Source organism: Micromonospora sp. CNZ296, from assembly GCF_007827635.1.
The window spans coordinates 337,673-350,742 of sequence record NZ_VISW01000001.1; the positions used below are offsets into that span (position 1 = coordinate 337,673).

12 protein-coding genes are annotated in these 13,070 nt (G+C 72.7%); 7 read left to right on the forward strand and 5 right to left on the reverse strand.

Translation table 11 applies throughout. The features are described from left to right. Positions 1-112 precede the first annotated feature (112 nt). From uvrB to FB455_RS01565, 4 genes are all read left to right on the forward strand, one after another. A complete protein-coding gene (gene uvrB, locus FB455_RS01550; RefSeq protein ID WP_145751922.1) occupies positions 113-2,218 on the forward strand; it encodes an excinuclease ABC subunit UvrB in 2,106 nt (701 codons plus the stop codon). 25 nt (positions 2,219-2,243) lie between these two features. After that, a complete protein-coding gene (locus FB455_RS01555; protein WP_091331164.1) occupies positions 2,244-3,080 on the forward strand; it encodes a helix-turn-helix domain-containing protein in 837 nt (278 codons plus the stop codon). A 25-nt stretch (positions 3,081-3,105) separates the two neighbouring features. Further along, positions 3,106-3,474, forward strand: coding sequence for a VOC family protein (locus FB455_RS01560; RefSeq protein ID WP_013287498.1), 369 nt, complete (start codon positions 3,106-3,108; stop codon positions 3,472-3,474). Positions 3,475-3,559: 85 nt separating this feature from the next. After that, entirely contained in the window at positions 3,560-4,459 is a 900-nt protein-coding gene (locus FB455_RS01565; RefSeq protein ID WP_013475858.1) for a DUF5753 domain-containing protein, read from the forward strand. Positions 4,460-4,567: 108 nt separating this feature from the next. Here the strand turns inward: FB455_RS01565 and FB455_RS01570 are convergent, their stop codons facing one another. Next, on the reverse strand, positions 4,568-4,861 hold the full coding sequence (locus FB455_RS01570; protein WP_145751924.1) for an antibiotic biosynthesis monooxygenase family protein: 294 nt from the start codon (positions 4,859-4,861) through the stop codon (positions 4,568-4,570). 391 nt (positions 4,862-5,252) lie between these two features. Between FB455_RS01570 and FB455_RS01575 the strand changes: the two genes are divergently transcribed. Then, positions 5,253-6,251 (forward strand): TerC family protein, encoded by a 999-nt coding sequence (locus tag FB455_RS01575; protein WP_013287495.1) that lies wholly within the window; start codon positions 5,253-5,255, stop codon positions 6,249-6,251. Positions 6,252-6,309: 58 nt separating this feature from the next. Here FB455_RS01575 and FB455_RS01580 read toward each other — a convergent pair whose 3' ends face one another. Beyond that, a complete protein-coding gene (locus FB455_RS01580) occupies positions 6,310-7,380 on the reverse strand; it encodes an NlpC/P60 family protein (protein WP_145751926.1) in 1,071 nt (356 codons plus the stop codon). Positions 7,381-7,437: 57 nt separating this feature from the next. Beyond that, on the reverse strand, positions 7,438-8,535 hold the full coding sequence (locus tag FB455_RS01585; RefSeq protein WP_013287493.1) for a mandelate racemase/muconate lactonizing enzyme family protein: 1,098 nt from the start codon (positions 8,533-8,535) through the stop codon (positions 7,438-7,440). Between the two features lie 44 nt (positions 8,536-8,579). Here FB455_RS01585 and FB455_RS01590 point away from each other — a divergent pair, with 44 nt between their 5' ends. Continuing rightward, positions 8,580-9,377 carry a tyrosine-protein phosphatase gene (locus FB455_RS01590; RefSeq protein ID WP_030274136.1) on the forward strand — a complete coding sequence of 266 codons (798 nt, stop codon included), beginning with the start codon at positions 8,580-8,582 and terminating at the stop codon, positions 9,375-9,377. A gap of 5 nt (positions 9,378-9,382) precedes the next feature. Here FB455_RS01590 and FB455_RS01595 read toward each other — a convergent pair whose 3' ends face one another. Beyond that, the gene (locus FB455_RS01595; protein ID WP_030274137.1) at positions 9,383-10,249 is read right to left on the reverse strand and encodes a serine hydrolase; all 867 of its coding nucleotides are present in this window, start codon (positions 10,247-10,249) and stop codon (positions 9,383-9,385) included. Positions 10,250-10,322: 73 nt separating this feature from the next. On the opposite strand from FB455_RS01595, the gene FB455_RS01600 reads away from it, so the two are divergent. Further along, entirely contained in the window at positions 10,323-10,988 is a 666-nt protein-coding gene (locus tag FB455_RS01600; protein WP_013287490.1) for a class I SAM-dependent methyltransferase, read from the forward strand. A gap of 129 nt (positions 10,989-11,117) precedes the next feature. On the opposite strand, the gene typA is transcribed toward FB455_RS01600, so the two are convergent. Then, a complete protein-coding gene (typA, locus tag FB455_RS01605) occupies positions 11,118-12,986 on the reverse strand; it encodes a translational GTPase TypA (protein ID WP_013287489.1) in 1,869 nt (622 codons plus the stop codon). Positions 12,987-13,070 lie beyond the last annotated feature (84 nt).

Genomic DNA, 13,070 nt, shown 5'->3' on the forward strand with positions numbered 1-13,070 from the left:
GGTACGAGGGTAGACCGGTGAGATGAGCCACACAATGGGAATATCGAAGCCGATCAGGGACGGTCGGTGGTCGTGGCCGGAAGTGTCGGACCGCGGGCGTACGGTTGGTGTCATGGCGCTCGACATTCCCCGGCTCGACGGCCGCTTCCAGGTCGTCAGTGAGTTCCAGCCGGCCGGTGACCAGCCGGCTGCCATCGACGAGCTTGAGCGTCGCGTGCGGCGCGGCGACCGCAACACGGTGCTGCTCGGCGCGACCGGCACGGGCAAGAGCGCCACCACGGCGTGGCTGGTCGAGCGGCTCCAGCGGCCGACCCTGGTGCTCGCCCCCAACAAGACCCTCGCCGCCCAGCTCGCGAAGGAGTTCGGCGAGCTGATGCCGCACAACGCGGTCGAATACTTCGTCTCCTACTACGACTACTACCAGCCCGAGGCCTACATCCCGCAGACCGACACCTACATCGAGAAGGACTCCTCGATCAACGAGGAGGTCGAGCGGCTGCGGCACTCGGCCACGATGTCGCTGCTCACCCGGCGGGACGTCATCGTGGTCGCCACCGTCTCGGCGATCTACGGCCTGGGCACGCCGGAGGAATACCTCGACCGGGCCGTGCGGGTCAAGGTCGGGCAGGAGCTGGACCGTGACCAGCTGCTGCGCCGGCTGGTCGACATTCAATACGCGCGCAACGACATGGCCTTCCAGCGCGGCACCTTCCGGGTCCGCGGCGACACGCTGGAGATCATCCCGGCGTACGAGGAGCTGGCGGTCCGGATCGAGCTGTTCGGTGACGAGATCGAGAAGCTCTACTACCTCAACCCGCTGACCGGTGACGTGGTCCGCGAGGTCGACAGCCTGATGATCTTCCCGGCCACGCACTACGCCGCCGGTCCCGAGCGGATGGAACGGGCGATCCGCGACATCGAGGCCGAGCTGGGCGAGCGGCTGGCCGAGTTGGAACGGCAGGGCAAGCTGCTGGAGGCCCAGCGGCTGCGCATGCGCACCACCTACGACATCGAGATGATGCGCCAGGTGGGCTTCTGCTCCGGCATCGAGAACTACTCCATGCACATCGACGGCCGGCTGCCGGGCAGCCCGCCGCACTGCCTGCTCGACTACTTCCCCGACGACTTCCTCACGGTGGTCGACGAGTCGCACGTGACCATCCCGCAGATCGGCGGCATGTACGAGGGCGACGCCTCCCGCAAGCGGATGCTCATCGACCACGGCTTCCGGCTCCCCAGCGCCGCCGACAACCGGCCGCTGCGCTTCGACGAGTTCCTGGAGCGGGTGGGCCAGATGGTCTTCCTCTCCGCCACCCCCGGCCCGTGGGAGCTGGAGCAGGCGCAGGGCGAGTTCGTCGAGCAGGTGATCCGGCCCACCGGCCTGATCGACCCCGAGGTGGTGGTCAAGCCGACCAAGGGGCAGATCGACGACCTCATGCACGAGATCAAGCTGCGTACCGAGCGGGACGAGCGGGTGCTCGTCACCACGCTCACCAAGAAGATGGCCGAGGACCTCTCCGACTACCTGCTGGAGAACGGCATCCGGGTGCGCTACCTGCACTCCGAGGTCGACACCCTGCGCCGTGTCGAGCTGCTGCGCGAGCTGCGCAAGGGCGACTACGACGTGCTGGTCGGCATCAACCTGCTCCGGGAGGGTCTCGACCTGCCCGAGGTCTCGCTCGTGGCGATCCTCGACGCCGACAAGGAGGGCTTCCTGCGCAGCGGCCGGTCGCTGATCCAGACCATCGGTCGCGCGGCCCGTAACGTCTCCGGCCAGGTCCACATGTACGCCGACAAGATCACGCCGTCGATGGCGGACGCGATCGACGAGACCAACCGGCGCCGGGCCAAGCAGATCGCGCACAACGAGGCGAACGGCATCAAGCCGGAGCCGCTGCGCAAGAAGATCCACGACATCCTCGACGACATCTATCGCGAGGCGGAGGACACCGATAACAGCAACGTCGGCGGGGCCGTGCGGCAGTTGTCGCGGGGCAAGGCGCCGGTCAAGGAGACCCGCAGCCGCCGGGGCGCCGCGGCCACCCCGTCGCGGGAGGGGATGGCCCGGGCCGACCTGGCCAACCTCATCCAGGAGCTCAACGACCAGATGCTCGCCGCCGCGCGCGAGCTGCAGTTCGAGCTGGCCGCGCGGATCCGCGACGAGGTGGCCGACCTCAAGAAGGAGCTGCGCGGGATGGACGCCGCAGGGGTCCGGTGACCGGCGTGACGGCCGAGGCGGCGCGATGCTGACCGAGGCCGTCATCGGGCGGCCCGACCCGCGGCTGCGCCAGTGGGTGGACCGCTACCTCGGCTACCGCGAGGACGCGCCCGTCCCGCTCGTACGCCGGGAGGTGGCGGGCGCGTTCGTGGTGCTGATCCTCGGCTGGGGCGACCCCCTCGACGTGACCGACCCGCGTGCCCCCGGTGAGGGCGCGTACGCCGCCAACGCCTTCCTGGCCGGCCCGTTCGACGGCTGGTGCGCCACCCGGACGGCCGGAACCGGCACCGGGGTGCAGGTGCTGCTCACCGCCCCGGCGGCACGCCGCCTGCTCGGGCTGCCCCTGGCCGAGCTGACCAACCGGGCGGTGCCTCTCGACGCGGTGGCGGGCTGGCTGGCCCGGCTGCGCGACGAGCTGGCCGGCGAGCCGGGCTGGCCGGAGCGCTTCGCCCGGCTCGACGCCGCCCTGGCCGCACGGCTGGCGGCGACCGCGCCGCTGGACCCGCACCTGGCGGCGGCCTGGCGGCGTCTGGACGGCAGCGGGGGAGCGGTCGGCGTGACCACGCTCGCCGGGGAACTGGGCTGGTCCCGCCGCCACCTGTCGGTCCGGTTCCGGCGGGAGTTCGGCCTGCCGCCGAAGACCGTCGCCCGCCTGCTGCGCTTCGAGCGGGCGTACGCGAGCCTGGGCCGGACGCTGCTCACCGCGGACGCCGCCGTGCCGGACGACTCCGGGTGGGCGGAGCGGGCCGCCCGGTGGGGCTACTACGACCAGTCGCACCTGATCCGGGAGTTCCGCGAGTTCGCCGGCGCCACTCCGGCCGCGCTGACCGCACCCGGATCGCATTCGTCCAATCCGGCCTGACCGCCCCGGCGGCAGACTGACGTTCATGCGAAGCATCTATCCGGTCCTGCGGTATCCCGACGTGCGAGCCGCCGCCGACTTCCTCTGTTCCGCGTTCGGCTTCACGGTGCGCGAGGCCCACGAACTCCCCGACGGCACGATCGGCCACGCCGAGCTGGCGTACGGCGACGACCTGGTGATGCTCGGCCCAGGCCCGGCGCCGCGGTCCCGGCCCGCCGACGACGACTACCGCGTCTACGTGGCGCTCGACGACGTGGACGCGCATCACGAGCGGGCCCGGGCGGCCGGGGCGGAGATCGTCCGGGCGCCGTTCGACACCGACTACGGCTCCCGTGACTACGCCGCCCGCGACCTGGCCGGGCTGGTGTGGTCGTTCGGCACCTACCGCCCCTGAGCGCTCAGCCCGTACGGTTGCGCTGTGTGGGCGAGGTATTGCCGAGCGTGACGGTGATGCGTACGCTCCCTCCCGGGAGGCGTGCATGCCGTTGTCAGCAAGTCCTGTGGTCCGGAGGGCGAGGCTCGGCGTGGAGCTGCGCCGGCTGCGTCGTCGCGAGTCGCTCACGCTCGAACAGGTCTGCGCCCGGCTGGGCTGGGCGTCCACGTCGAAGCTGTCCCGCATCGAGCTGGGGCAGAGCCGGCCCGACCTGGCCGACGTGCTCGACCTGCTCGACGTCTACGAGGTGCCGTCACCGCAGCGCGACGAGCTGATCGTCATCGCCCGCGACGCCGCCACCGGCCGGGGCTGGTCGAAGGCGCTCGGCGAGATGGGGGAGCGCCAGCGGGCGTACGCCGAGCTGGAGGCGGGCGCGGAGCGCATCGTGGAGTACCAGTGCGTGCTGGTGCCCGGCCTGCTCCAGACCCCGGCGTACGCCCGCCTGCGCGTGTCGGCCGGTGCGGCACTCGGCGGGGAGGTGGACGTGGAGGCCGACGTGCGCGCCCGGGTGGCACGCCAGGAACTGCTGATCCGGCCGGACCCGCCGCACTACACCGCACTGTTGGACGAGCGTGTCTGCGACCCGGACGGCCTGCCCGCGGACGTGTGGCGCGACCAGATGCGGCATCTGCTCGCGCTCGCCGAACGGCCACGCGTCACCGTCCGGGTGCTGCGGTCCGCGGCGTCGAGCGGCGGCGGGCCGCACCCGCTGGCGCCGTTCTCGTACTACGCCTACCCGGATCCGGAGGACCCGCGCACGGTGCTGGTGGAGACGCTCACCACCGACCTGCGGCTGGTCGCCGAGGCGGATGTGGCCCACTACGAGCGGGTCATCGAGCGGCTGCTGGCGGCGGCGCTGCCGGCGGACGCCTCCGCCGAGCTGGTGGCCCGGCGGCTCGGTGCGGCGCCGGTGCCCCGGCCGCGCGATCCGCACGAGCTGGAGTGAGCCGCACGGCCCGCCGCCGGTGAGGCGCGACCACCGGGCCCGGCGCCCCCGATGCCCGTCGGGACCGGTGGCCGCGCAGCGCGCAGGCTACGGCAGGGGTACGACAGTTCAGGCCGGAACGTCGATGAAGTGCTCGACCAGCGGCGGGCCGGCGAAGTGCGGGCCGATCAGCCCGCGCCACTGCGCGAACCGCTCGGTCTGGCGGAAGTTCACGTCGTGCGCCTCGACCGAGTCCCACTCGACGAGCAGCACGAACCGGGTGGGCGACTCCACGCCCCGGGTCATCCGAACGGAGCGGCAGCCTTCGGCGCCGGCGAGGATCGGCCGCGCCTGCGCGTAGGCGGCGGCGAGCTCGTCCTCGTGTCCGGGCGTGACATCGATCAGCGCGACCTCAAGAACCATGCAGGCAGCCTGCCATGCCAGCCCGCCGCCGGTACGTCCCGGGTAACGTCCCGGCGCGCCGCCCACAAGGGATGGCTAGCCTCCTAGGACGCGCCGCGCGACGTGAGCCGCAGCACGTCGAGAGATCGACGGGTGGCCCGGAGATGCGCCACCTGGGTGCGATGGTGAACAATGGCGGCCGAGGAGGGGAGTATTCCCCCGCGACGGAGTCGTCAGCACGGAAGAGCGCCGGCACCCCCGGTGGCCCGACCCGGCTCCGCCGGTCGGAACCCGGCACCCGGGTTCCGGCGGAAGAGACCTCCGACAGTCACCCCTGTCAGCGTCGACGCACCCCGGCACCAACACCCGGCGTACGGTGTGCCCGACGCAGCGTGTCTGCCGGAGGATGGATTTGAACGTGTCCGCATTGGTGTGGGCGGTAACGCTGATCGCGATGATCGCGGTCCTGCTCGCCGACCTGTTCATCATCGGCCGGCGGCCGCACGAGCCGAGCGTCCGCGAGTCCAGCCTGTGGGTGGGCTTCTACGTCGGCCTGGCGCTGCTCTTCGGCGTGGTGCTCTGGCTGACCGCGGGTGGCCGCGTCGCAGGCGAGTTCTACACGGGCTGGCTCACCGAGTACAGCCTCTCGGTGGACAACCTCTTCGTCTTCGTGATCATCATGGCCCGGTTCGGGGTGCCCCGGCAGTACCAGCAGAAGGTGCTGCTCGTCGGCATCATCCTGGCGCTGATCATGCGTGGTGGTTTCATCGCGGCCGGCGCGGCGCTGATCTCCCAGTTCTCCTGGGTGTTCTACATCTTCGGCGCGTTCCTCATCTACACCGCGGTGAACCTGGCCCGGCAGGGCGAGCCGGACGAGGACGAGTTCAGCGAGAACCTGCTGATCCGGTGGAGCCGCAAGGCGCTCCCGCTGTCCCGGGACTACGACGGGGCGCGGATGACCACCCACGAGCACGGGCGGCGCCTGTTCACCCCGATGCTGATCGTGATGATCGCGATCGGCACCACCGACCTGATCTTCGCGCTGGACTCGATCCCGGCGATCTTCGGCATCACCCAGGAGCCGTACCTGGTCTTCACCGCCAACGTGTTCGCGCTGATGGGACTGCGGCAGCTCTACTTCCTGCTCGGCGGCCTGCTGGACCGGCTCATCTACCTCAGCTACGGCCTGGCGGTGGTGCTCGGCTTCATCGGCGTGAAGCTGGTGCTGGAGGCGCTGGCCGAGAACAACCTGCCGTTCATCAACGGCGGCGAGCACGTGGCGTGGGCCCCGCACATCCCGATCTGGCTCTCGCTCACTGTCATCCTCGGCACCCTGGCCGTGGCCACCGCTGCCAGCCTGGCGAAGTCGTCCCGGGACCGGCGCCGGGAACTGGCCCAGGCCCGCCGCTGACCCACCCGTACCGTAGGGGCGCTCCCATCCCCGGGGGCGCCCCGCGGCGTGTCAGGGGTCAGACGCGGTAGGCGCCGACGAGGGTGGCGGTCCGGTCGGCCGGCAGTTCCTCCTCGACCACCCGGCGGGTCAGATAGCAGGCGTGCAGCATCCGGCGCCGGCCGCCGCGCGGCTCGGCCGACACGATCCCGACGTGGTGGATGCGCCGGCCGGGCCGGGCGAAGAAGTAGAGGTCGCCGGGGCGTTCGGCGTCCAGCGGCACCCGCGAGGTCGCCGCCGCCTGGTCGTCGGCGTCGCGCGGCAGCGTGATCCCGTACCGCCGCCAGGCCAGGTGCACCAGCCCGGAGCAGTCGATGCCGTCGGTGGACATGCCGCCCCAGACGTAGACCAGGTCGCGCAGCCGCTCGGCGACCGCGAGCACCTTCTCGGCCTCGGGACGCTCGGCGGGCAGCGGCACCAGGTCGTCCTCCGTGGCCCAGAGCGGGTCGGCCCGCCCGGGTACGCGGACCGGGCGTCTGCCGTCCACCGGCGGGCCGGCGGGGGTGAGCCGGGTGCCGAGGACCACGCCGGTGAGCGCCGCGTCGCCGTCCGGCTCGGCGCGCAACGCGGTGTGGGCGACGTCGACAGTCAGCGGGGCGTCGGCGGCCGAGCCGGAACCGGCCGGACCAGAACCGGCCGGACCGGAACCGGCCGGACCAGGACCGGCCGGGCCGGTACCGACCGGTGCCGGTGCGGGCGAAGCGGGTCCGGACAGAGCGGGGCCGGCCGGGTCGAGGTCGGTCGGATCAGGGGAGGACGGGTCGGCGTCGGCCGGATCGGCCAGGTGGGCGGCCCGCAGCCACCCCGGGTAGCCGTCGGCGCCGAGCTTCGCCGCGGGCTGGCCCAGCGCCACCACCCGCACCCAGCCGTCCGGCCGGGTCTCGGTGACGCGCACCGGCTCGCCGAGCAGCAGCTGGGTCAGGACGCAGTCGCCGACGAGCTGGTCGCGGTCCATGCCCGCGATCCAGGCGGCCACGTCGGGGGAGCCGGCGAGGGCGGGGCAGTCGATCGGACGTACCGCCTCGGGCGCGGTCCAGAGGGTCGCCACCGGTACCCGTACGACGGCCCGGCGGCCGGGCTGAGGCGCCACGCGTACCCCTCTCTGCGGTGGTCGTCGGGGCGACCATATGAAAAATTCTGACGTTGCTCAAGCATGTGTCTGAATTTTAGCTTCACGCAGTCCGGTGACTCCCAGGCCCGGCGCGTCCGGCAGCAGCACGCTCGCGCCCTCGTACCGGATGCCGCCGCTGACCGGCGACCAGGCCAGCCACCAGGCGGCGTCGAGGTCCGACACGGCAGTGGTGCCGTAGGCGGCGACCAGGCTGGCCGCGGCGCCGACCCCCACCGGGCCCTCCATCATCGAGCCGACGATGGTGCCCATGCCGTGCGCGGCGGCCAGGTCGAGCAGCGTGCGGGCCGGTTGCAGGCCGCCGCACTTGGCCAGCTTCACGTTGACCATGTCGGCGGCCCGCCGCCGGATCACCTCGACCAGGTCGCGCACGTCGAAGACGGACTCGTCGGCCAGGATCGGCAGGTCCACCCGGTCGCTGACCCAGGCCAGCCCGTCCAGGTCGCGGCGGTGCACCGGCTGCTCGACCAGCTCCACGTCGAGCCCCGCGTCCTCGATCGCGCGGATCACCCGCACCGCCTCCCGGGGCGTCCAGCCCTGGTTGGCGTCCAGCCGGATCCGTACGTCCGGGCCGACCGCGGCGCGCACCGCGCGGACCCGGTCCAGGTCGCCGCGGGCGTCCGTGCCGACCTTGAGCTTGAGCACCGTGAACCCCTCGGCGCCGCGCCGCGCCGCCGTCGCGGCCAGGTCGACCGCGTCACCGGCGGCCAGCGTGACGTCGGTCGGCACGCGCAGCGCCGTGCCACCGAGCAGACGCACCAGGGGTACGCCGAGCCGCCGCGCGGCCAGGTCGTGCAGCGCCACGTCGAGCGCCGCCTTCGCCGACTCGTTGCCCACCACGGCGCGGTGCACCAGGGCACAGGCGGCCTGGAGGTCGTCGGCGTCGCGGCCGATCAGCAGCGGCGCGAGCAGTTCGCGTACGCACGCCTCGGCGCCCGCCACCGACGCGCCGGTGACCTGCCAGACCTGCGGCGCCTCCCCGAAGCCGGACCGGCCGTCGCCGTCGACCACCTCCACGACCAGGGTGTCCACGGTGGTGGTGCGGCGCAGCGCGGTGACGAACGGGGTGTGTAAGGGGGCCGACAGACGGTGGGTGCGTACCGCGGCGATCGTCATGTGGGGCACCCTATAGCCAACTGGCGGCGAGCAGGGGAGGGCCGATGGCCGGGCGGGAATGGGAGCTGGTGGGCGCGCCGAACGCGCGTGACCTGGGTGGACTGCCGACGACCGACGGGCGGCGGGTACGGGCGGGGCGGCTCATCCGCACGCCCGCGCTGGGCCGGCTCACCGACGAGGACCTGCCGGTGCTGGGCAAGCTGGGACCGGCGTGCGTGGTGGACCTGCGTGACGTCCACGAGCAGGCGGTGGCCCCGCCGGACCGGCTGGTCGGGGAGCCCCGCACCGTGCACCTGCCGGTCTACGACGCGGCGCACCCGGTGTTCACGTACGTCTCGGCAGTGTTGCAGGGCCACGACCTGGACGCGTACGCGGCGCTGGCCCGCGAGGGCATGCCGGGGGCGATGACCGCGATCTACCGCTGGTTCGTCACCGGGGAGTCGGCGCGGGCCGGGTTCGGTGCGGCGGTGCGGCTGGCCTCCGAAGGCGCGAACCTGCCGCTGCTGTTCCACTGCTCGGCCGGCAAGGACCGCACCGGCTGGCTGTCGGTGGTGCTGCTGACCGCGCTGGGCGTGGAGGATGAGGCGATCCGCGCCGACTACCTGGTGCACAACGAGCTGACCGAGAGCCTGCGCGAGGTGCTGCTGTCGGCGATGATCCAGCGCCGGCCGGACCTGGACCCGGCGGTGGCCCGGCCGCTGCTGGAGGTGCGCCCGGAATACCTGGACGCCGCCTACGACGAGGTGCGCCGCGCGCACGGCTCGTTCGACGCGTACCTGCGGGACGGTCTGGGGGTGACCGACGCGGACCGCGCCGCGCTGCGCGAGCGGCTGCTGGAGTAGCCGGGTCAGCCGGCCAGGTCGTGCCGGGCGGCCCAGACCCGCTCGGAGACGTGCGCGATCAGCCGGCAGGCGTCGTCGGAGACCTCATCACCGTCCGCGCCGCCGTCGGCCAGGTCGGTGGTGGTGCAGACGACGATCGTGTACGGCGGCGCGTCGTCCGGGAACACCACTCCCGCGCCGTGGCGTACGCCGCGTACCCAGCCGTTCTTGTGCGCGATCCGGGTGCCGTCGGGCAGCCCGGCGGCCAGGTCCTCGCGGTGTTCCTGCGCGACGAGCACGTCGAGCATGGCGGCGCAGCCGGCCGGCGAGGCGAGCCGGCCGGGCCGGGTCGCGCCGAGCGCCAGCTCACCGAGCACGGCGGCCAGGTCGGCGGCGGTGACCAGGTTGTCGATGCCGGAGTCGCGGGCGGCGAAGTCCTCGATGCCGCGGCCGGTGACGCTGTGCCGCGCCCCGGCGAGCGCCCACGCCTGCGCCACCGCGGGCAGCCCCACCTGGCCGATGCAGATGTTCGTGGCGAGGTTGCTGGACCGGATGATCATCCGTTCGGCGAGCCAGCGCAGTGGCGCCTCGCCGCCGACGCGGTCCCAGACCGCCTCGTCGTTGTCGTAGTCGCGGTCGTTGGCGAACCGGGGCACGCCCGGCAGCGCGGAGTCGAACGAGTTGCGCACCGGCACCGGCGCGTCCAGGTCGAGCCGGCCGGCCTCGGCGGCGCGGAACAGCGCCACCAGCACGGCGAGCTTCATCGTGCTCGCCGCGTAGTGGGTGGCGTCGGCCCGCCGCGTCCACGTGGGCCGCGCGCCGGGACGGCCCACGTACGCGGAGACGGTGCCGGGCACCCGGTCCAGGTGCGCGTCGAGGTCCTCCCAGATCATGTGCGCACCGTAGCCGATCTTCGGGGCGTACGCGGGGCAGCGGCGACCACGGGGGCGGGGCTAGCGTGCGGAGATGACGACCCCGTTGTACGACGACATCGCCGACTGGTACGAGGAGTACGCCAGCGAGACCTCGTCGGTCTACATGGACCGGGTCCGGTCGGTGCTGGCCGACCTGCTCGGTGACGGCCCGGGGCGGTGCGTGGACCTGTGCTGCGGCACCGGGGCGCACGCGGCCGAGCTGCGGCGTCTCGGGTGGACACCGGTGGGAGTGGACCTGTCCGGCGGGCAGCTACGCCACGCCCGCGCCCGGCTGCCGGTGGCCCGCGCCGACGCGACCGCGTTGCCGCTCGCCACCGGCGCCGTACCGGCGGTGGTCTGCGTGCTCGCGCACACCGACATGCCGGACTATCCGGCGGCGGTCGCCGAGGCGGCGCGGGTGCTGGCGCCCGGCGGCCGGCTGCTGCACGTCGGGGTGCACCCGTGCTTCGTGGGCGCGTTCGCCGACCGGTCCGAGCCGGAGCGGATCGTGATCGACGGCGGGTACGCCTCGCGGGACCGCACGGTCCGCTCGTGGAACGCGACCGGGGTGCGGGCGCGGGTGGGCGCGTGGCATCTGCCCCTGGCCGGCCTGCTGGACGCCGTGGCGGCCGCCGGCCTGCGGCTGACCCGGGTGGTCGAGTCCGGCTCCGGCCCGATCCCCGACGTCCTGGCCCTGGAGGCCACCAAACCCCACTGACCCCACCCCCCCCGCCGCACCGCCGCCTCGCGCCCACCCCGTCGGTGGGGACGGTGGGGACGGGGGAAGGGGGGAGCCCGGTCCGCCTAGGGCGGGCCGGGCTCCGGGTGGGGCTGGTGAGCTGGTGGGTCAGCCGGCGTGCTTGCGGCGGGCGGCCATCCGGCCGCGCTGGGTCTGGTCCAGCACCACCTTGCGGATGCGCACCGCGGCCGGGGTGACCTCGACGCACTCGTCCTCGCGGCAGAACTCCAGCGCCTGCTCCAGGGACAGCTTGCGCGGCGGGATCAGCTTCTCGGTCTCGTCGGCCGTCGACGAGCGCATGTTGGTGAGCTTCTTCTCCTTGGTGATGTTGACGTCCATGTCGTCGGAGCGGGAGTTCTCGCCGACGATCATGCCCTCGTACACCTCGGTGCCCGGCTCGACGAAGAGCTGGCCGCGCTCCTGGAGGTTGGTCATCGCGAACGCGGTGACCGCCCCGGCCCGGTCGGCGACCAGCGACCCGTTGTTGCGGGTGCGCAGCTCGCCGAACCACGGCTCGTACGACTCGAAGACGTGGTGCAGGATGCCGGTGCCGCGGGTCTCGGTGAGGAACTCGGTCCGGAAGCCGATCAGGCCGCGCGCCGGGACCAGCCACTCCATCCGGATCCAGCCGGTGCCGTGGTTGACCAGCTGCTCCATCCGGCCCTTGCGGGTGGCCAGGAGCTGGGTGATGGCACCCAGGTACTCCTCCGGGGAGTCGATGGTCAGCCGCTCGACCGGCTCGCAGGTCTTGCCGTCGATCTCCTTGGTGACGACCTGCGGCTTGCCGACGGTCAGCTCGAAGGACTCGCGGCGCATCTGCTCGACCAGGATCGCCAGGGCCAGCTCGCCGCGGCCCTGCACCTCCCAGGCGTCCGGCCGCTCGGTGGGCAGCACCCGCAGCGACACGTTGCCGATCAGCTCCTTGTCGAGCCGGTCCTTGACCATCCGGGCGGTGACCTTGGCGCCCTTGACCCGGCCGACCAGCGGCGAGGTGTTGGTGCCGATGGTCATCGAGATGGCCGGCTCGTCCACGGTGATCAGCGGCAGCGGCACCGGGTTCTCGGCGTCGGCGAGCGTCTCACCGATCATGATCTCCGGGATGCCGGCGACGGCGATGATGTCGCCCGGCCCGGCGGACTCGGCCGGCTTACGCTCCAGGCCCTCGGTCATCAGCAGCTCGGAGATGCGTACCCGCTGGGTGCTGCCGTCGGTGCGGCACCAGGCCACGGTCTGGCCCTTGCTGATCGTGCCCTGGCGGACCCGGCACAGCGCGAGCCGGCCCAGGAACGGCGAGGCGTCGAGGTTGGTGACGTGCGCCTGCAGCGGCGCGCCCTCGTCGTACGCGGGCGCGGGAATGGTGTCCAGCAGGGTGCGGAACAGCGGCTCCAGGCTGCTGCTGTCATCCGGGACCGCGCCGTCGGCGGGCTGGGTCAGCGAGGCGATGCCGTCGCGGGCGCAGGCGTAGACGATCGGGAAGTCGATCTGCTCCTCGTCGGCGTCCAGGTCGAGGAACAGCTCGTAGGTGTCGTCCACGACCTCCTTGATCCGGGCGTCCGGACGGTCCACCTTGTTGATCACCAGGATGATCGGCAGCCGGGCGCGCAGCGCCTTGCGGAGCACGAACCGGGTCTGCGGGAGCGGACCCTCGCTGGCGTCGACGAGCAGCACGACACCGTCGACCATGGTCAGGCCGCGCTCGACCTCGCCGCCGAAGTCGGCGTGACCGGGGGTGTCGATGATGTTGATGGTGACGGCCTCCGAGCCGTCCGCCGGCAGGTACCGCACGCCGGTGTTCTTGGCGAGGATGGTGATGCCCTTCTCGCGCTCGAGGTCCATCGAGTCCATGACCCGCTCGGTGGTCTCACCACGGGCGCCGTAGGCGCCGGCCTGCCGCAACATGGCGTCGACCAGGGTTGTCTTGCCGTGGTCGACGTGGGCGATGATGGCGACGTTGCGGAGGTCGGTGCGTAGCTGCATACCCTCCATACTCCTGTCTGCGGTTGCCGGGGCACGCCTCGGGGTCACCCCGAGACAACCCGGATCTGCGTCGAAAGTGCTGTG